The sequence below is a fragment of the Tardiphaga sp. GW821-FHT12E02 genome (genome assembly GCF_058807155.1).
The window spans coordinates 5,724,864-5,741,823 of sequence record NZ_JBXAQK010000001.1; the positions used below are offsets into that span (position 1 = coordinate 5,724,864).

A 16,960-nucleotide genomic window follows, 5' to 3' on the forward strand; every position below is an offset into this window, starting at 1 on the left:
CCCGAAGGCTTGCAGAAACCCTTATTTTGCTGGGTTCTCGGCCCTATCGAGCCAACTGGCGGAGAGGGGGGACTCACCCCACCCCGTACCGCCTAAGTGACTGTTCTCTCGAATTTTACTGGTATTTCAAGGCGTTTATCCATGGCTTGGGGCTACACCAAGGGGCTCCACCATGGGGAATCCGAACGTGCCGGCACCGGTCCGCAAGAAGAACAAGAACGGCAAGCTCAAGTCTGACATCTGGTGGTTCCGCAAGAAGGTCCCGGCGCGCTACCAGGCGATCGTGGGCCGCAGCGAGGTCTGGCGCTCTCTGGAGACGACCGACAAGCGCCTGGCGATCACCCTCTGCGCCAAATTCAGCGCCGAGATGGATAAGGACTGGGAGCTGCGTCTGCGCGCCGCCGAAACGGGCAAGGCGATCCCCCTCGCGCCGCAGACATCGCTCTCGATGCGGGAACTGAGTGGGCTCCAGCGCCTCGCCCACGAGCAGGTGCGGGCCGCATACCGCCACCGCGACCCGCCCGCCGCCTACAGGTGGGGCATGGACATGCATATCCGGACGGAGGAGCAGCTCGCGGACGACCGGGAATACGACGAGGCCGACCTCGACGCGTTTCTGGGCTCGAACGGATTCGGAGGGGCGACCGCGGCCGACCGCGCCCGCTTCCTGCCCATGTTCCTGGAAGCGCGCCGGCAGGGGGCCATCGATCTCCATCTGATGACGAAGAACGACTACAGTGAGTCGCAGGTCTTCCAGGCCAACGCCGAGGCCCCGACCACGAAGATCGACCTGCCGTCCGCGTTCGAATTCTACTGCAGGACGTCGGGCAACAAGGGCGGCGAACGCGGCGCGACCGCCAAGCGGTGGCGGCCGAAGATCCTCGCGTTCTGCGAGTTCGTAGGACACAGCGATCTCGCCATGTTCACGACCGAGGACGGATATCGCTGGATGGACCATCTCATCGCCCAGGGTCACGCCCGCAAGACGGTCCGCGACGTATGGATCGCCTCGCTGAAGGCGACCGCGAACTACATGGTCGAACGCGGCACGCTAAAGACCGGCAATCCGTTCGCCAAGATCCGCGTCCGCAGCGTCAAGAGCGTCGGCAAGAACAACAAAAAGGCCTTTTCGCCGGCGCAGGCAAAGATCATCCTCACCGCGACCCTCGCCGAGCCGTCCCGTCTGACCTCCGCCGAGACCCGCGCCTGCCGTCGCTGGGTGCCGTGGGCCTGCGCCTACACCGGAGCCCGGGTCGGCGAGATCGTCTCGCTGCTGCCGAGCGACATCCGGCAGGATCCCGAAACCGGGATCTGGTGCTTCTATCTCCGGCCGGAGGTGACGAAAGGCGCCTACGAGCGGGTGGTACCGCTTCACTCGCATCTGCTTGAGCAAAAACTCCTCGATTTCGTGGACGAACGCCGCAGGCGCGGACTGCCGCTGTTCTACGTACCGACCTCGGACGATCCGCAGGACATCGCACGCATCTGCCAGAAGAAGGCCGACAGGTTGGCTGACTGGGTAACGGGCAGTTTGCACGTGACCGGAGCCATGCCGAATCATGCGTGGCGGCATCTCTTCAAATCCGTCGCACGTCACGTCAACATGCATCCCGAGGTCGAGCACTTCATCGTCGGTCACGGCGGATCGGACGATCGCGGTGATCGACAAGGTCTCGGTCCGGTACGGCGATGCCTGGGTCGCAACGCTGAAGAACGCGATCGAGATGTATCCGCGGTTCGAAATCGGGGCGTTGAACAGTCCCCCGGAGCCCCGCAGGAAGACGAGGCGCACGCGCGCGCAGATCGACGCCGAGAAGGCGGCCAAGCCGGTCCGGCGCCGCGCGGCACTCCCGACGGTGGGAGCTGCCCGATGAGCGACGTGATCAATGCGAGATTCAGCTACGAAGCCAGATACAGGCTCAAGGGTCGCAGCAAACACGTTCCGGTCGTGCTCAACGGCTTCCAGCCGATCGTCATCGACGAGATCGCGGCGTCGGACGCGCCCGTCGCCTATAGCATTTCGCCGGGCGACCTGCTGCATGCCCCGTTCGAAGTCCGGATCCATGACGGCGCGCTATGGTGGCCGGTGCACGGCGATCACGGGCCGATGACGAGCGCGCAGTTCCTGCAGTTCGCACGGCAGGATTGGGATCGCGCCAATGCTGTGCTCGATCCGCTCGGCCGCACCTACCGGCAGTTCGGCGAGACGCACAAGCAATTCTTCGGCGAACGGGATGTCAGGGACTTGAGCTCCGATATCGAGGACCAAGCGAGACAGGTTCGGGAGGATGCTGCGCGGCTGATCTATCTGGACGGCGTCGTTCACGTCGATGCGGGAGAACCCGTGTGGTACGCACGGTTCAACAAGGAGACAAGGAGGACCTTCGACCTCGTCGTCGGTCCCTCGTCTCTCGACCGCCGTGACCGCCTCGGCTGCCATATGCCCTGCGTGGATCGTGGGACGAGGCTCTCGGCGGCGCGCGTCGCCCGTGCCTTCGGTCTCGGCGAGCTCGATCAGGGCCTGGAGTGGCTCGCGCCCGATGCTACTCATCGCGTTTCGGAAATCGTCGCGACGGGTGCGCACGTCGCCGGGCCCGCTGCCAACGTCTGCGCCATCGCATGGGCGCAATACCTTTGGGAAGTCGCTTGGAGACACCCGGACCTGCGCCGGCTGATACCCGAGATCGCCGGTGCGGAGAAGGACAGGCCGCCGCCGGCCGATCTGGCCTTTGCGAACATGCTGGCGGTGTTCGTTTCCATCGACGGAACCGAGGCCGCCGCCGGATTGCCAGCGACTTTCGCCGAGGCCCACCTGATCCTCGAGCGGATCGCTCGCGCCGAGCACATCGATGACGAAGAGACCGAAGCCTTTCTGGCTTCCTTGGGAGGAGCAGCAGCATGAGCATCATCGAGCAGCAACGATCGTTGCTCCGCACCGCCGGAGAAGAGACGGTGCCTTTGTGGTACGTCTACTCAGAAAGCTACGTCCGGGTGGGCAAGCGCAGGACAGAGACGGTCAACTTCTGGGCCAAGGGCCTCGTTGTCGTCCGCACGCTCGATCCGGATGAGACGCAGCCGGCCTACCGGATCGTCGATCCTGTCGGTTGCGGGAATGCGGACTACACGATCCGCGAGATCGACGGCGCGTTTTGGTGGCCCCTTCTCTACTCGGGCCGGTTGCTGTCTCCGTCGCTTTTCCGCGAGCTGGCCGAAGCCGGAGATCGCGACGTCCTGCATCTCCTGAACATCGGCGGACGATGGCCGCTACGCGAAGACCGGACCACCCACTACAAGAACATTGCGCTGCGAGAACACCTGGGCGACACGCGTGCTGAACTGCAGAGACAGGCGCAGGTTGGTGCGGCGGAGATCATCTTCTGCGGCGACATGGTACTCGTCGAAGCGGGGATGCCTATCTACTACGCGCTGCCCGTGAGTCAGACCGTTCGCAACCGGGTGGTCGCAGGCCCTTCAAAGCCGGAGAGGCTTTCCGACGGAGGCTTCGGCGTTTCCGGTCCCTCCGGACATGCTGCCGTGCGGTGCTTACGCGCCGCACAGGCCTTCGACCTGCATGAGATCGACCTCACGCCGGCTTCGTCGTCGCCGACCTCTGACGCTGGAGACATCGTCGCCCGCATCGAAACCCTCTCGTCGCTCGGAGCGCCTTGCCGGTCCGCAGCCGTTTTGGCCTGCGCGCGGGCCTTCGTCGAGCTCGCCTTCGCCGACTCGACGCTCGATCATCCGCTATGTCGTCTGCTCCGCGCAAATGTCATGAGCTTTCAGGAAGCTGGGCATAACTTCGCGAAGTTCAGACAGATCCCGAGCGAGACGGTCCTCGAGGAAATTGCCTCCATCTCTGATCCCAAGCTGATCCAAGCACACCCATCCAGACTCACAGATGCCGCCAGACTATTGTCCCGCCTCCGTTCCGCGTCGCGGCCGGCGCTGTCGGACGAGGAAGAGGAAGCGTTGGCCAGCATCGTGTGATTCAAACATTCACGCATCCCAAAATCCAAAGCCCTCCAGTGAATCGATGACGATGAGCTGGCTTCCGGAGTCCGTAGCGGAATGCCGCCCCGGCTGCAGGCTCCTTGCTGTATCGGAAACACCGATGATCGACGAACAACCCGTTACCTTGCGGATTCTGCACAAGCAGCAGGTTCGCCTGAAGTATGGTCAGAGATTCGAACCCGCGCATTTCGTCCACGACGTTCCTGTCATGATCCGGAGCATCGATCCAGAGGATGCGCCGGTGGCCTATCGCGTCCGTTCGAACGCTGCGCCGTTGGATCCGTCATCGCAGGACGAATACGTGATCAGAGGTTTCGAAGGAGGCCACTGGTGGCCCGCACGTTGGAACGGTCGATCGATCGATCCCGAGGGTTTCGTAAACAGCGCCAATGGCGCTTCCGGTCATGCGGCAGCCATGATCGATCCGATGCCAGGCCTATATGGCGATTTTCCTCCGACGGACATCATCTGGTTCGAGCGGGACAGGATCCGCGAGACTAAAGAGTCGGACCTGGAGCTACGCCTTCCTTTGATACGTCGCCGGGCGGCCATGTGATTTTCTGCGCAGACGAAGTCTATGCCGAGGCCGGTCTCCCGGTCTTCCACGCGGTCAGCGCAGCCCTCGGTCTGGACCTGAAGATTGGGCCATCCCGTTGGGATCGCCTGATAGATCTAAAATTGTTGCCAGGCCCTAGCGGCAAGGAAGCAATCGACAGCGTCCGCCGAGGCCACGTTTTCGCGATCGACGACGCGGCGGCTCAGGCCAGTCGCCTCAGCGCTCAGGGCCAAGACGTTCGGTGTTAAGATCGCGCCGATGCCACCGGTCCGGAGCGACGTCCCGACGCTGCCATGCAACTGCGCATGCGATCGCTGGCTGAAGACGCCTACGCCGGCCTGCGAAACGATTTTCAGGCGTACGAGCGGACACTGCTCGCGCCATCGCTCTTCGATCCGGAAGGTCGACGTCGCTTCGACGACGACATCGTATGGCGAAAGGCGATCGACGATCTCGCCGAGATCGAAGACCCTCGGCACGCACGCTGGCTGCAGAAATACATCGATGCGGCTCGTAGCCTGATCGCCGAAGTGAACACGTCCTCCGCGCTTTCCCGTCGAGGAGGATGACGCGCTGATGGCACTTTCGCATTGACGGAGGCGATCAGATAGACGTCGGGCGCTCAGCCGCGCGCCCTGGCACATCCGAAGTCGGGATGGGCCCTTACCCGCTGCTTGGCGGCCCCACGGTATGCCCGTCACTGGCCACCGGGCCCGCCGAGGGGGACTGCGCCGGAACGATTGCCGCAGCGATTGTCTCCGGCTTCCCTAGGTCCGCTTGCTGCCTTTGTATCAAACGTTCGAGAAGTCGCCGGAACGATCTTGTTCGGCGATCACGTGCAGCATCGCGTCGTCGATGGGTGCAAGGTAACGGCGACGATTGGCTTTCCTGATGAAAGCTCTTTCTTGTTGCCAAAATCGCCGCAGATCCCAATGCAGCATCGAGAATTCGTGCGGTCCGTTCGGAAAATGCTTCTTTTCGCAATAGTCACGCAGGGGCTTGAGCGCTCGGATCCTCGCGGTGTCAACGATGCCATCGTCTCCGATCTGGTCTGTCGCGACGATTTTCGCAGCCATGGGGAAAAGACCGGCATCGGCATCCATGGCAGCATCCGCTCCCAGTATCCAATGCGAGAAGCGCGTGGTCAGCCTGAAAATCGCATCTAGGCGCGCGCGAGCAGGAACCAGCCGAAGCATTTCAGGCATTGACACTTCGATCTCGGGTGCATGCGTCCCGTGCTGACGCGCAGCTGCTTCGGCGTCCGCGTGCCGATCGGCGGTGAAGAATTCCCCGTTCCTGATGGGCTCTTGCCCCTCGGCGTAGAACGCCGGCGCCTCTTTCAACCAGTCGATCTGCGGAATTGCCGAGCGATCCGCGCCGGGATTCGCTACGTTTGCCATGTACCGCCAACTCGATCTGTTGAGATAGACCGGCTCGCCACCGCGCACCCAGGAGTGTCCGTCGTGCAACAAAAGATTTTCGGCAGCTCTGCGTCGTGCCATGGCCACGATCCGATCCCGCTGCCCGGAAGAAAAATCGCGGACCCCCGCCAAATCATCCGCCGTGCGCGTCGGCCTCGGAATCGTGGTGTTTCCACGAATATCGGCGAACGTGGATAGAAGATTCCAATTCCCTGCCTTCAGTTCGGTCAGGCAATCCTGTTCGCTCAGATGACCTTGCCAATCGTAGTTGTTCAAGCACAGCGGCCAGTAGAGATTGCCACGAAACTCCAGTATGTCGTAGTCCTGTACGCGCTCGTACGTCGCGTGGGGGTAATGGACCCTGAAGGCATTGCGGACCCCGGACAATGGACGCGGGATCAGCACGACATCAGAGCCGTTCAGCTTTTCGCGAACGGTATTGCGAGCCCGATAGGGTATGAACGTAGCATTGTACTCGAAGGCGACCACTGCCACTGCGATTTCCTGTGACGGCTCTGGTATCATCATGTCCGCTGCGCGGATCTCGGCTGCAGCGTGGGTCACCCGACGAGGCTTTGGCCCGGTATCCGCCCCTGTTGCGCCGCTTCCGTCGTTCCTTGCCATTTCGCTTGTCTCCATAAGCCTGGATGTCGACGACTAGCTCGTGCATGAGGCAACATCTACTCGTATCGAGCGAGGATAGACGCTTACGAGTGGAAAACCGGCGGGAACGTCACGCGAACCGGATGAATCGAACCACCGCCTCTGCAATCCTGCTTCGTGACGCTCTTCCCTCGGACATCTTGTCGTCGGCGCCGTGCGTCCCCGGCCGGGTTGGAGGCGCGTGATAGGGCGGAGATGGCTGGCGCTCCAACTCCGCATCCCACATGTCTCGATTTCCGACGACAATAGGAGCAAGAGTCGTGGCTCGGTACTTGAAACGCTGCGATCGAGTGATCCGTGCCAGCGCGAGGGACTGTCGCCTTATTCACACGCGATCAGAGAAACGGTCGATCGCCGCGATCTGCCGGCACACGATGTCGGCGACCTGCTTGCAGGCTTGCGCCGAGAGAAATGCGATTTCGGCATCGCGACCATCGTCCTCGACATCGACGTACCAGGCTTTTCGAACCGAGCCCTGATCTCCGCTCCATCGGTAGCCGCGCTTCTTCAGCTTCTCCTTCACGCCGAACGGCGTGTTGGTCGCCCAGATCCGCCATTGGGTTTGGCGCGCCCGCTTGAGAAGGATGTCGAGCGCGGGCCGGCCGCTAACTGGTAAGGGCCGCCCGAGCAGCTCGATCGCTGCGAGGCAATCGTTTGCTGCCCGATGTCGGTCGTAGAAGAAGCCTGCACCCATCGCCAGGTAGGCCAGCTTCGTTCCCTCGAAGCCTTCCGAGACCCAGTCGATCTGCGTCATCGAACAGGCCCATGGCTTCGTCATGAAGCAATCGTCGAAGCGTTCCAGGAACCGGCGATCGAACGCCGCATTGTGAGCAAGGACGAGATCGGCCTTCCGGACCATGTGCGATACGGCATCGTGGTCGATTGATTTGCCTGCGACCATCTCGTCGGTGATGCCGGTCAAGGCTGTGACCGCGGCCGGCAAGGGTTTCGCGGGCTGCCGGAGCTGCGCGAAAGGCTGCCCGACATCGATCAGCGCGCCGTCGAGTGCATATCGGAAGGGCACCATCGCCAATTCGATGATCTCATCGCCGGAATGATCCAGACCGGTCGTCTCCGTATCGACGAACAAGCCGTTGCGGGTCGGGCCGGCGACGAAATGCGCTACGCGTTCCTCACGTGAAAGCTTGCGCAACACGCGGAAATGTGAACTGGCATCCAGCGCGATCGCCATGCGCTCTAGAGCGTCGTCGGTGTGCGGCGTCATGCAGTGGTCTCCGCAAATCCGTTCGGCGACCGGAACATGACCGGTGCGCCGGCGAAGCGTACGATGATGCGCTCCACGGCGTGGCCATCGATGCGTCCCTCGACCCGAAGAACCCGAGCGACTTCCTGAAGCGCCGCGATATTGTCGGAGAGAATGATCATCGTCTCCCGATATGCCTCCGCGAGCTCGTTCTGGACCGCCTCTCTCACATATAGCTGATCCAGCAACTCCTCCGCGTGACGATGATCCGCGAGAAAGACGAGCGGATGCGGACCGGCGTGTCCGACGCTTCCCACCAGCGCTGCGGCGACACGCGTCGCGCTCGCGAGATCGGACGTGCGGGCAATGCCGCCGGACCCGTGTCCGGCCGCCCCAAGCATCAGCTCTTCCGCGGCACGGCCTGCCAACAATCCCTGAAGGATCTTGCGGTAATCTTCGAGCGTACCCGCAATTTCGGTGTCGTCCCGTCCGACGACGAAGCCGGCCGAGCCGCTCATTCCGCCGACGACGGCCTGGATATCGGCCGCACCGCGTTGAATGACCGAGATCAGGATATGCCCCGCTTCGTGAACCGATGCCCTCTCGAGCATCTGCGGCGAGAGCTTCTCATCCGCCCCCGTGACGGCCAGCCGCAGGTCTGCAAGCGAAACCGGCCGGCCTGCTTGCCGAGCAGTACGACGGGCATCCTTGACGGCCCGCTCGATGTCGGCTCCCGTGCTGCCAGACGCCAAAAGGGCGATCTCATCCAGATTTTCCTCCGCCAGGTCGCCGCGGAGCCGGACCCGCATCATCTTTACGATGTCCGCCGTATCCGGAAGTCCGATCGGGATCACGCGATTAAAGCGTCCTGCGCGCACGATCGCCGGATCGCAACGCCCGACATCGTTGGTCGCGCCGATGAACACGATTCCTTGACGTCCCTGAATCCCGTCGACCTGCTCGATGAAGCCATTCACCACCTCCACGACGTAGTCCCGGTGCTGGTGCTTGATCGTGGCTCGGTCACTGAAGCTATCGAGTTCGTCCACGAAGAAGACGCACGGTGCCTTTGCCCTGGCTTCAGCGAAATCGGCCTTCATCGCCTTGAGTAGGTGGCCGAGATGTCCATCGCCGCTACCTTGCCATCCAGCGAGCGTCCCGGAGATCATCGGCACCCCAAAGCTCGCCGCGGCGACCTTTGCGAAAAGCGTCTTCCCGACGCCCGGCGGTCCATTGAGCACGACGCCCGTATCGAGGGCGTCCCATCCGATCTCTCCCCGTCTCCATGCATTCAGGTCCGCGGCGGTAGCACGTGCCCAAGCGACTGCTGCATCCATGCCGAACAGCTCGTCCAACGAAAGGTCCCTGCCGCCCGCGGTCGCTGCCTTCTTTCGCGACGAGTTCAGCACACGCTCCATGCAATCGCTCGCCGACCTATCGAACCTTACTGCGAGCAGCAGTTCGTGCAATCCGACCCGCAAGGCTCCGCCCTCGGTGAATTCGGCACAGTTCTCGCCAGTCACGATTTCGATCACCGAACGGACGATGTCGGCGTCGATGGCCGGAACGACCAGGCGGTCGGTCGCCGCGTCGATGAGAGCTCTCGACAGGTGCGTCTCCGCCGACGGCGTGATCGCGATGATGGGAACGGCGATCTGCACGGCGCCGTAGGCTTGCGCTTCCGCGTTCTCGCGATCGCCCTTGCGGAGCGGCGTGGCGAAGACCGCGTGCACGGCATCGACGGTCTTCCTCGTCGTGGCGTCGGTGACCTCCTTGACGGAGATCCAACGCATGTTTTCGAGACCAAGGATGTCCCGCCAGCCCCGCGCGATCCTGTCGTGGACTTCTACATCTGGAACATCGACGATTACGATCGGCGTGTCCGAACGCAGGCGATCGAGAAGCGTCGGATCGGTGTCGAAGAGACGCGCGAACAGAAGACGCGCGGCGATGCGCCCCGGCATCGGAGCTTCGGTCTTGCGACGGACGAAGACTTCTCCATGCTCCGCTTCTCCGTCCGCGGAAAATTTGGTCTCCAGAGCTCTGAATCCTCCGGCATGCGTGCCGCCGAGTTGGTCGAGCGCATCGTCCGACGTCGCGCCCGCGAGATCGATCGTCCTGCGATATGCCGCCGCCGAAATCCAGCAGGCTCGGTACGCGGCTTTTTCCAACGGACCCATTCGCCGCGAATGATCCGTTTCCTTGAAATCGTCGTAGCTTCTCATCTCAGAATCCCTTTGTAGTCTGCTGTGTCCATGTCCTCGTCGCCGTCATCTTCGGCGCGGGCGCCCAAGCGATAGTAGCGGTTGGTGGTCCTGGCCCAGCGGAGGTTCGGATCCACGACCCACAATGGGGATGTCATGATCTGCCCTCCCCGCAGCGTCGGGTGTCCGCCGACCTTGCCGATTAGGCGGACGCCCAGCAGCGAGGGCGCGTATCTCCAATGCTCAAGCAACGGCGCGGCTTCGATGACATCGGGCAGCGGCCCTACCCCGCAGACGATGCGCTCGACGTCGTTGGCGAGGTCCCTCAATCGCGAAGGAAGCTCGGCAGCAAGCCTTCCGGGATCGAGGAAACTGTAGCTGGACCTTGTCATATCGAATTCCTTGTCGAGTGAGCCGGTAGTTGCGTCGGGGCAACATCAGGGGGGCGGCCGTGCCCGTTCCTGCACGGGGGGCTCGGTGCGGAGGAGTTGGTAGGGGCCGGTCAGGACGTGAACGCCTGAGCCGAACGCAAGGCCGGCACCAGACTGCTCCTGAACGCGGAGACCAAATTCGAAGACATGCATCCAAAAATCCTCGATGATTGACGACGAACGAAGCGCTGCTTCGTCAGGGGGGCGGTTGCGCTCGTTCCTGCACGGGGGATCGTCGCGGCACAGCCGCGACGCGGCCGACGATTTCGCTATGCTGCCTTCGACGAGCTCGTAGGGGGGGGGGCGAAAAGGCGCCTTCCGTCGCTTCGATGCCGACGGTAGAGGGGATCTGGGACGTCATGCCGGGCGCTCCGCGTCGATGACGCCCGACGGCGCCAACGGGGGCGAGCGCAGCCGACGATCCGACCACGAGAAGGCGAGACGTTCGCGTTCATCCTCCTGCAACGGCATCTTCGACAGAAGCTTTTCCATCACCAAGGCGCAGGCAGCGTCACCGAGCAGCGCGGCGTTCACGAGCACGCTCATGCGCAGATCGATCGGATAGGTAATCATCGTCGGGCGGCGAATTCTCATCGCGATCGCGACCGAACTCGCAGCATCCCCTTCGAGGGCCCGCCGCCACAACATGTCGGTCGTCGACACCGCGCCCAGCATGCACGTCAGTTGGAGACGGCGCACGATGTCGTATTCCGGCTTCTCGAACGTCCGCCAATAGGCGTACGGTGCGATCGAACCACTTACGCACGGAGCGGAACCGCTCGCCTTTTCATTTTCGCTTTTCATGGCATGACTCTCCGATCGCGCAGATGCGCGGCAACGCTGTGGGCGACAGTCTCGAAAGTGATTGCTTGGCTGGTTGGTGCTAGGCGACGCGGGGACGCCACGGCCCCGGTCCGGTCGGGCGGGCGCTGAGGATCCGCTCGATGGGATCGTCGCCCGGGTCCTCCTCGAAGATCCGCCCGACCGAGATCGCCTGGTCAGCCCCATTGCTCGGGCGCTCGGTGCGCTGCTTCATCTTCAGCGCCGGGGCGAGCAATGCACGCATCTCCGCGTGGAGCGCGGTCCGGAGCTCTACGGTCATCGCTTCGAGCGTCTCCAGGACCGGCACGCCGAAATGCTCGTCGAGCCCCTCTTTCTTGATCCGCAACTCGTCGTCGAATCCCGATGCACCGTAGAAATCGATGATGCCGGTTGTGACGCGCGTGATGTCGCCGTACCCGTATTTGCTGAGAAACGACGCAAGTACCAATCGCGTGGCTCGGAGATCATGTTCGAGCGGGCGACGCTTTCGGCTCTCCGTCGCGCCATTGCCGCGCTTCATGTCGTACGCTCCAGCCCATCCCGCCTCGACGTCGATGGCGATGATATCGACAGTAACCATTCGGATCACGTTCGCGTCCGCTCGCAGACGGATGTTCGCAAGGTCGCGATTCGAATTCCGGGAGGTCAGCAGATCGTGTGCCGCTTCGGTGACCGGGACCGGAACATCGTGCATAACCTCGAAGCGTCCGCTTGCAGACAACGCGTTACCAAGAGTGCGCTGCAACAGAAGGCCGTGGCGTTTCACCACGCTGTTCACCGCGGAGAATGTCCGTGAGAGATCGGCACCGATAACCGGATCCACCGGGAAATCCCCGTTGACTGCATTCGACACGACCGCCCGTGCCGCGCGTCGGATCGCATCGTGGGAGATGAGTTTGCTCTGCTGGTTCGGTTCGTTCGTCATTTCGTCTTCCTCGGCTGAGCGTTTAACGCTGCCCTATGGGTGACATATGTAACCCCTCCGGCTGATGGAGGCAAGAAGAAAACGTTACAAATGTCACCCCGCATGCGTTAACCTTAACCATGATGATTCGAGACGAGGTAGAACGGTATCCCTCCGGGGCAATGATCCGCGCAGCCCGAGCTCTCGTCGGCATGGAAGCGATCCAACTCGCGCAAGCCGTCGGGGTGTCGAGGAAAACCCTGCATGAGATTGAGCGCGAGGCTAATCCGCCCACGCACGATCGACGAACGGACACGGTCCGTCGGATCAGAGACCTCTTCATAGAGACATACGGCGTGCTTTTCCTGTTCGACGAAGACGATGCTGGTGAAGGCGTGAGGCTTTCGCGGCCGAGCGCTTCGTTCCCAAGCTAAAACCGACGCTCGGAAACGCAAGCGCAGCTTCCACCTCTGCCTTCGACGAAGACTTTCTCGAATAATGAGACGGCAGCCGCGCGGTGTTTCCGCACTTCGTTCTGGACAGGAGCAAGCCCGGCACGCTGTGCGTCGATCAAGGCGGCAGCCGCTTCGTCAATGAGTCGACCTCATATCACGCCTTCGGGCGCGCGATGCTCGACAGGAACGAAACGGTCCCCTGCGTGCCCTGCTTCATCATCACGGATTCGACCGGGCTGCGCCGCTACGGGCTCGGCATGGTTCGACAAGGCACCCGCAATCTCACCGAATTCATCGCCGATGGATATCTGACCGAGGCATCGACGATCGCTGGATTGGCCGCAGCCTTGAACGTCCCGGCAATGCAATTGTCGCAGACCATTGCGCGCTTCAACGGCTTTTCCGCGACGGGGGTGGACGAGGATTTCGGCCGCGGCACCACGCCGTATCATCGGGCCAATGGTGATCCGATGCACGCTCCTAATCCCACGCTAGGCCCGATCGCCGCTGCGCCATTCTACGCGGTCCGTCTCTATGTCGGTGATATCGGAGCTACCGCCGGGCTTCGTGTCAGCAGGGATGCACAGATCCTTCGATCGGACGGCAGCGCCATTCCCGGCCTCTATGCCTGCGGCAACGATGCGGCCTCGATCATGGGGGACGCCTATCCCGGTCCGGGCATCACATTGGGCCCCGCGATCGCGGGCGCCTTTCGCGCGGTACAACACGGAATATCCAATCCAAAGGCTGACGACGTTTGGTCCCATCATCCTCCTAATCGATAGAGCCGAGTTCCAGTCCTGCTCAAGCTCGATGACCGGTCGACATTGCCTGGGCGCCATTCAATGGTGGCGTCACCGCTTTGTCAGTCGCTGGCGATCCGTAGCGACGCCCGAGCACCGCGATAAGGATCCCCGCAAGCACCATCGGAACTGATGCGATGTAAAGAATATTCTGGGCGGACAACTGATAGGCCAGCATCGCGCCAATCAGTAACGGACCAGAAATGCCGCCCAGTCGGCCTATGCCAAGGGCCCAGCCAACCCCAGTCGAGCGAATTGCGCTCGGATAATAGATTGCAGCAAGCGCGATGACGCTCTTCTGTCCCCCGCTGATGCAAAATCCCGCCAGGAACGCTGCCATCACCAGTTGCCAGTCCGGACGTCCGATCGAAAAGCCGAAGAGAAGCACCAGGAGTGCACCACTGAGATAGACCACGGCGAGCGACTTGTAAGCGCCGATCCGATCCATGGCCGGGCCGATCGCGAAAGCGGCAATGATCCCGCCAACCGTCGTCATCGATGTCGCGAGGGCGACAGTGCTGAGGGAGTAACCCGCATTGCCGAGCACCGTCGGCAGCCAGCTCTGCAGACCGTAGAACTCCGCGAGGTTGAGCACGAACACCACCCAGATCACCAGCGTCCCCAAGCTCCGCCCGGCTGCGAACAGGCTGCCGATCGAACTGCGCTGCTCGGCCATCTCGGTCGAGAACCGCGCAGGACCGCTGACAGGGAGCGTGGTATCGACGCGCCGGACAACACGCCAGATGCGCTCGGGAGACGCCTTGGTGCGGATCAGAAAGTCGATCGACTCCGGCAGAGCGATCAGCGCAATCAGTGCGACGGCGAAGGGGGCAACGGCGCCGATCCACAACATCGACCGCCAGCCATATTGCGGGATTGCCCAAGCGGCCACGCCACCTGCGGCAACAAAGCCGAGCGAGAATCCGCAATAAATCGCCAGCACGAAGGTGGCACGCATCCGCGACGGGCTAAACTCCGTCGTCAAGGCGATGGCGCTGGGCACGACAGATCCAAGTGCAATGCCCGTGACAAAGCGAAGCACGATCAGCTCAGTAACCCCCGATGCAAATGCCGTCGCGCAAGTCAGCAATGCAAAGGCAAATGTGCTGACGACCACCATCTTGCGGTGTCCATAACGATCCGACAGCGGCGATACCAGAAGATATCCGATCATCAGTCCAATCAATGCGGACGAGAAGATCGGACCGAGCATCCCCTTGGAGAGATGCCACTCGCTGGAGATCGACGGCGCCATATAGCTGATCGCCTGGGTGTCGAAGCCATCCAGGAACATCACCAACCCGCACAGTATGATGATCGAATATTGAATGAGCCCGACGCGACGACTATTAACGAAGTCGACCACGTCGAACGATCGTTCCGAGACCATTTCCGCTCCTGCCTGCATCTATTCAGACCGACCTTACGCGCCGTCTTCGCGCTTCAATCGACGGCGATCTGGGTGGACTTGATGATGTCACCCCAACGGCTGCGTTCTTCGTCGATGAAGTCTGCCGTGGATTTGACCGTCATCGGACTGGCTTGCACGCCAAGCGCCGTGAACTTCGACTGCACCTCCGGCTCGCGCAGGATTTCCGTGACCGCCTGATTCAATTTGTCGACGATTCCGCTGGAGGTCCCCTTCGGGGCCATCAGTGCGAACCAGGTCACGGACGTGAAATCCTTGACGCCGGCTTCCTGAACGGTCGGCACCCCGGCCAGTTGCGGCGTGCGCTCCGGACCGCACACGGCCAGGATGCGCAGCCTGCCACTCTCATGCAGGTTCAGCGAGGATCCGAGATTGTCGAAGAAGATGTCTACCGTGCCGCCGACAATGTCCTGCAAGGCCGGCGCCGTGCCTTTATAGGCGACATGGGTCATACTGGTCTGAGTCAGCCGCTGGAACAGCATTGCCGTCAGGTGAGATGTCGAGCCATTGCCCTGTGAGGCAAATGTCACCTTGTCGGGATTGGCCTTGGCGTAAGCGATGAGCTCGCCGATGGACTTAGCGGGAAAGTTCGGCCGGACGTCGACGACATTCGGCGCAGTCGCCAGTAGGGTGACAGGCAGGAATTCGGACGGCTTGAAGCTCATCTTCTTGTAGAGCGTTTCGTTGATCGCGATCGGCCCCGGCGGGCTTGCGAGCAGGGTATATCCGTCAGGCGCGCTGTTCGCCAGAAACTCGGCACCGATATTGCCGCCGGCGCCTGCGCGGTTTTCGATGATGATCGGCTGCCCCCATTTCTGGCGGAGCTTCTCGGCCACGATTCGCGGTAAAGCGTCAGCGGTGCCGCCGGCCGAGAATGGCACAACGATCTTGATGATCTTCGACGGGTAGTCCGCCTCGGCATTGGCGCGCGATACGCTGGCGAACAACAGCGTGCTCATCGCTGCGACCGACAGTGACTTCACGACAGATTTCGTGCTGATCATTCTTTTATCCCCTCCCAACGATCTTATTTTTAGATTTCATCCGGCCGCTGCCGCGCTTCAGCCTGGCGGAGCGGTATTGCTGATGAGACGTATCGTGCGCAGGACGGCCGTTGCGTCCGCCTCGCCCTTCCCGGCGATATCGAACGCACTGCCATGTCCGACACTGGAAAACAGGATGTCCGAGCCGACCGAGAACGCCGATGCGTTGCGCCCAGCGAGAAGTTTGACCGGAATATGCCCCTGGTCGTGATAGATCGCGACAAAGCCGTCGATGTCTTTGCGCGTCACCAGCAGATCAGCGCCCACCGGGCCTTCAACCGCGTGTCCGGCCGCGCGCAGCCTCGCCACCGCCGGGGACGTTATCAGATCGTCGTCATGACCGAACAACCCACCCTCGCCCGCATGCGGGTTGATGCCGAAGATGCCGATCCGCGGCGTCTCGACCCCAAGACGCTTCAGCGTGTTCAGGCAGGTCAGCGCCGCTTGTTCGATCAGTTCGGGCGTCAGGCGCGCCAGTGCGTCGTGTATCCGCTCATGCAGCGTCGCGTGCAAAATACGCAGGCCGCCGCCGACAAACATCATGAAGACGTCGTTCTCGGGCACATGTGTCAGCCGGGCTATCAGACCGGGATAGCCCGAAAACGGAATCCCGGCCGCATTGACCGCGGTCTCGTTATGCGGGCATCCGACGATGGCATCAGCGGCGCCTGTGCGGACAAGCTCGATTGCCGCCGCGACATAGGCGACAGTGGCCTTTCCGGCGGCAGCGTCGACAATGCCCGGCTTGAAATTCCCGGCAGGCAATGCCTGCACCGGATGCCAATATAGCGCGTCACGTCGGGGAGCCTCACGGCTCTGGTATCCGACCAGAGTCATGCCCGGCGCATGTCGCTCCGCATAATTCCGGATGACATGATCATCCCCGACAAGAATCACCCGGGGTTGCTCGCTACCCGCCAGGTCCATCGCGGCCTTGACCGCGATCTCCGGCCCGATCCCGTTCGGATCTCCGACAGTCAACGCGATCGTCTTGATGATACCGCTCATCGCCAA

Annotated in this window: 14 protein-coding genes; 5 read left to right on the forward strand and 9 right to left on the reverse strand. The window is 62.1% G+C overall.

The window, feature by feature from the left end; all coding sequences use genetic code 11:
* Window positions 1-172: 172 nt before the first annotated feature.
* The 4 genes from AC1RQ5_RS26915 to AC1RQ5_RS26930 all read left to right on the forward strand — a co-directional run bounded on the left by AC1RQ5_RS26915 (window position 173) and on the right by AC1RQ5_RS26930 (window position 5,136).
* Window positions 173-2,902, forward strand: coding sequence for a DUF8359 domain-containing protein (locus AC1RQ5_RS26915; protein ID WP_493203087.1), 2,730 nt, complete (start codon window positions 173-175; stop codon window positions 2,900-2,902).
* Window positions 2,899-3,987, forward strand: a complete 1,089-nt coding sequence (locus AC1RQ5_RS26920; RefSeq protein WP_493203089.1) for a DUF8359 domain-containing protein — start codon at window positions 2,899-2,901, stop codon at window positions 3,985-3,987. The genes AC1RQ5_RS26915 and AC1RQ5_RS26920 overlap by 4 nt, the downstream gene beginning before the upstream one ends.
* A 124-nt stretch (window positions 3,988-4,111) precedes the next feature.
* The gene (locus AC1RQ5_RS26925) at window positions 4,112-4,567 is read left to right on the forward strand and encodes a DUF8359 domain-containing protein (protein ID WP_493203091.1); all 456 of its coding nucleotides are present in this window, start codon (window positions 4,112-4,114) and stop codon (window positions 4,565-4,567) included.
* Window positions 4,568-4,860: 293 nt separating this feature from the next.
* Complete coding sequence (locus tag AC1RQ5_RS26930) at window positions 4,861-5,136, forward strand: hypothetical protein (RefSeq protein WP_493203093.1); 276 nt, start codon at window positions 4,861-4,863, stop codon at window positions 5,134-5,136.
* A gap of 222 nt (window positions 5,137-5,358) precedes the next feature.
* Here the strand turns inward: AC1RQ5_RS26930 and AC1RQ5_RS26935 are convergent, their stop codons facing one another.
* From AC1RQ5_RS26935 to AC1RQ5_RS26960, 6 genes are all read right to left on the reverse strand, one after another.
* Entirely contained in the window at window positions 5,359-6,612 is a 1,254-nt protein-coding gene (locus AC1RQ5_RS26935) for a DUF8359 domain-containing protein (protein ID WP_493203095.1), read from the reverse strand.
* A gap of 364 nt (window positions 6,613-6,976) precedes the next feature.
* Window positions 6,977-7,876, reverse strand: a complete 900-nt coding sequence (locus tag AC1RQ5_RS26940; protein ID WP_493203096.1) for a 3'-5' exonuclease — start codon at window positions 7,874-7,876, stop codon at window positions 6,977-6,979.
* Entirely contained in the window at window positions 7,873-10,080 is a 2,208-nt protein-coding gene (locus tag AC1RQ5_RS26945; RefSeq protein WP_493203098.1) for an AAA family ATPase, read from the reverse strand. The genes AC1RQ5_RS26940 and AC1RQ5_RS26945 overlap by 4 nt, the downstream gene beginning before the upstream one ends.
* On the reverse strand, window positions 10,077-10,451 hold the full coding sequence (locus AC1RQ5_RS26950) for a DUF6634 family protein (protein WP_493203100.1): 375 nt from the start codon (window positions 10,449-10,451) through the stop codon (window positions 10,077-10,079). Before AC1RQ5_RS26950 ends, AC1RQ5_RS26945 begins: the two co-directional genes overlap by 4 nt.
* Window positions 10,452-10,847: 396 nt before the next feature.
* Window positions 10,848-11,294 carry a hypothetical protein gene (locus tag AC1RQ5_RS26955; RefSeq protein WP_493203102.1) on the reverse strand — a complete coding sequence of 149 codons (447 nt, stop codon included), beginning with the start codon at window positions 11,292-11,294 and terminating at the stop codon, window positions 10,848-10,850.
* A 79-nt stretch (window positions 11,295-11,373) separates the two neighbouring features.
* Window positions 11,374-12,237 carry a hypothetical protein gene (locus AC1RQ5_RS26960; protein ID WP_493203104.1) on the reverse strand — a complete coding sequence of 288 codons (864 nt, stop codon included), beginning with the start codon at window positions 12,235-12,237 and terminating at the stop codon, window positions 11,374-11,376.
* Window positions 12,238-12,733: 496 nt separating this feature from the next.
* On the opposite strand from AC1RQ5_RS26960, the gene AC1RQ5_RS26965 reads away from it, so the two are divergent.
* Entirely contained in the window at window positions 12,734-13,456 is a 723-nt protein-coding gene (locus AC1RQ5_RS26965) for an FAD-binding protein (RefSeq protein ID WP_493203106.1), read from the forward strand.
* Between the two features lie 19 nt (window positions 13,457-13,475).
* Here the strand turns inward: AC1RQ5_RS26965 and AC1RQ5_RS26970 are convergent, their stop codons facing one another.
* From AC1RQ5_RS26970 to AC1RQ5_RS26980, 3 genes are read right to left on the reverse strand one after another with little or no spacing between them, the layout of a single operon-like run.
* Entirely contained in the window at window positions 13,476-14,882 is a 1,407-nt protein-coding gene (locus AC1RQ5_RS26970) for an MFS transporter (RefSeq protein WP_493203108.1), read from the reverse strand.
* 35 nt (window positions 14,883-14,917) lie between these two features.
* The gene (locus AC1RQ5_RS26975) at window positions 14,918-15,907 is read right to left on the reverse strand and encodes a Bug family tripartite tricarboxylate transporter substrate binding protein (RefSeq protein ID WP_493203110.1); all 990 of its coding nucleotides are present in this window, start codon (window positions 15,905-15,907) and stop codon (window positions 14,918-14,920) included.
* A 57-nt stretch (window positions 15,908-15,964) separates the two neighbouring features.
* Complete coding sequence (locus tag AC1RQ5_RS26980) at window positions 15,965-16,954, reverse strand: PdxA family dehydrogenase (RefSeq protein WP_493203111.1); 990 nt, start codon at window positions 16,952-16,954, stop codon at window positions 15,965-15,967.
* Window positions 16,955-16,960 lie beyond the last annotated feature (6 nt).

Excerpts from the sequence above, each read along its gene's own strand:
- AC1RQ5_RS26915 (WP_493203087.1), top strand. The coding sequence starts at position 173 with ATGGGGAATCCGAACGTGCCGGCACCGGTCCGCAAGAAGAACAAGAAC.
- AC1RQ5_RS26920 (WP_493203089.1), top strand. The coding sequence starts at position 2,899 with ATGAGCATCATCGAGCAGCAACGATCGTTGCTCCGCACCGCCGGAGAA.
- AC1RQ5_RS26925 (WP_493203091.1), top strand. The coding sequence starts at position 4,112 with ATGATCGACGAACAACCCGTTACCTTGCGGATTCTGCACAAGCAGCAG.
- AC1RQ5_RS26930 (WP_493203093.1), top strand. The coding sequence starts at position 4,861 with ATGCAACTGCGCATGCGATCGCTGGCTGAAGACGCCTACGCCGGCCTG.
- AC1RQ5_RS26935 (WP_493203095.1), bottom strand. The coding sequence starts at position 6,612 with ATGGCAAGGAACGACGGAAGCGGCGCAACAGGGGCGGATACCGGGCCA.
- AC1RQ5_RS26940 (WP_493203096.1), bottom strand. The coding sequence starts at position 7,876 with ATGACGCCGCACACCGACGACGCTCTAGAGCGCATGGCGATCGCGCTG.
- AC1RQ5_RS26945 (WP_493203098.1), bottom strand. The coding sequence starts at position 10,080 with ATGAGAAGCTACGACGATTTCAAGGAAACGGATCATTCGCGGCGAATG.
- AC1RQ5_RS26950 (WP_493203100.1), bottom strand. The coding sequence starts at position 10,451 with ATGACAAGGTCCAGCTACAGTTTCCTCGATCCCGGAAGGCTTGCTGCC.
- AC1RQ5_RS26955 (WP_493203102.1), bottom strand. The coding sequence starts at position 11,294 with ATGAAAAGCGAAAATGAAAAGGCGAGCGGTTCCGCTCCGTGCGTAAGT.
- AC1RQ5_RS26960 (WP_493203104.1), bottom strand. The coding sequence starts at position 12,237 with ATGACGAACGAACCGAACCAGCAGAGCAAACTCATCTCCCACGATGCG.
- AC1RQ5_RS26970 (WP_493203108.1), bottom strand. The coding sequence starts at position 14,882 with ATGCAGGCAGGAGCGGAAATGGTCTCGGAACGATCGTTCGACGTGGTC.
- AC1RQ5_RS26975 (WP_493203110.1), bottom strand. The coding sequence starts at position 15,907 with ATGATCAGCACGAAATCTGTCGTGAAGTCACTGTCGGTCGCAGCGATG.
- AC1RQ5_RS26980 (WP_493203111.1), bottom strand. The coding sequence starts at position 16,954 with ATGAGCGGTATCATCAAGACGATCGCGTTGACTGTCGGAGATCCGAAC.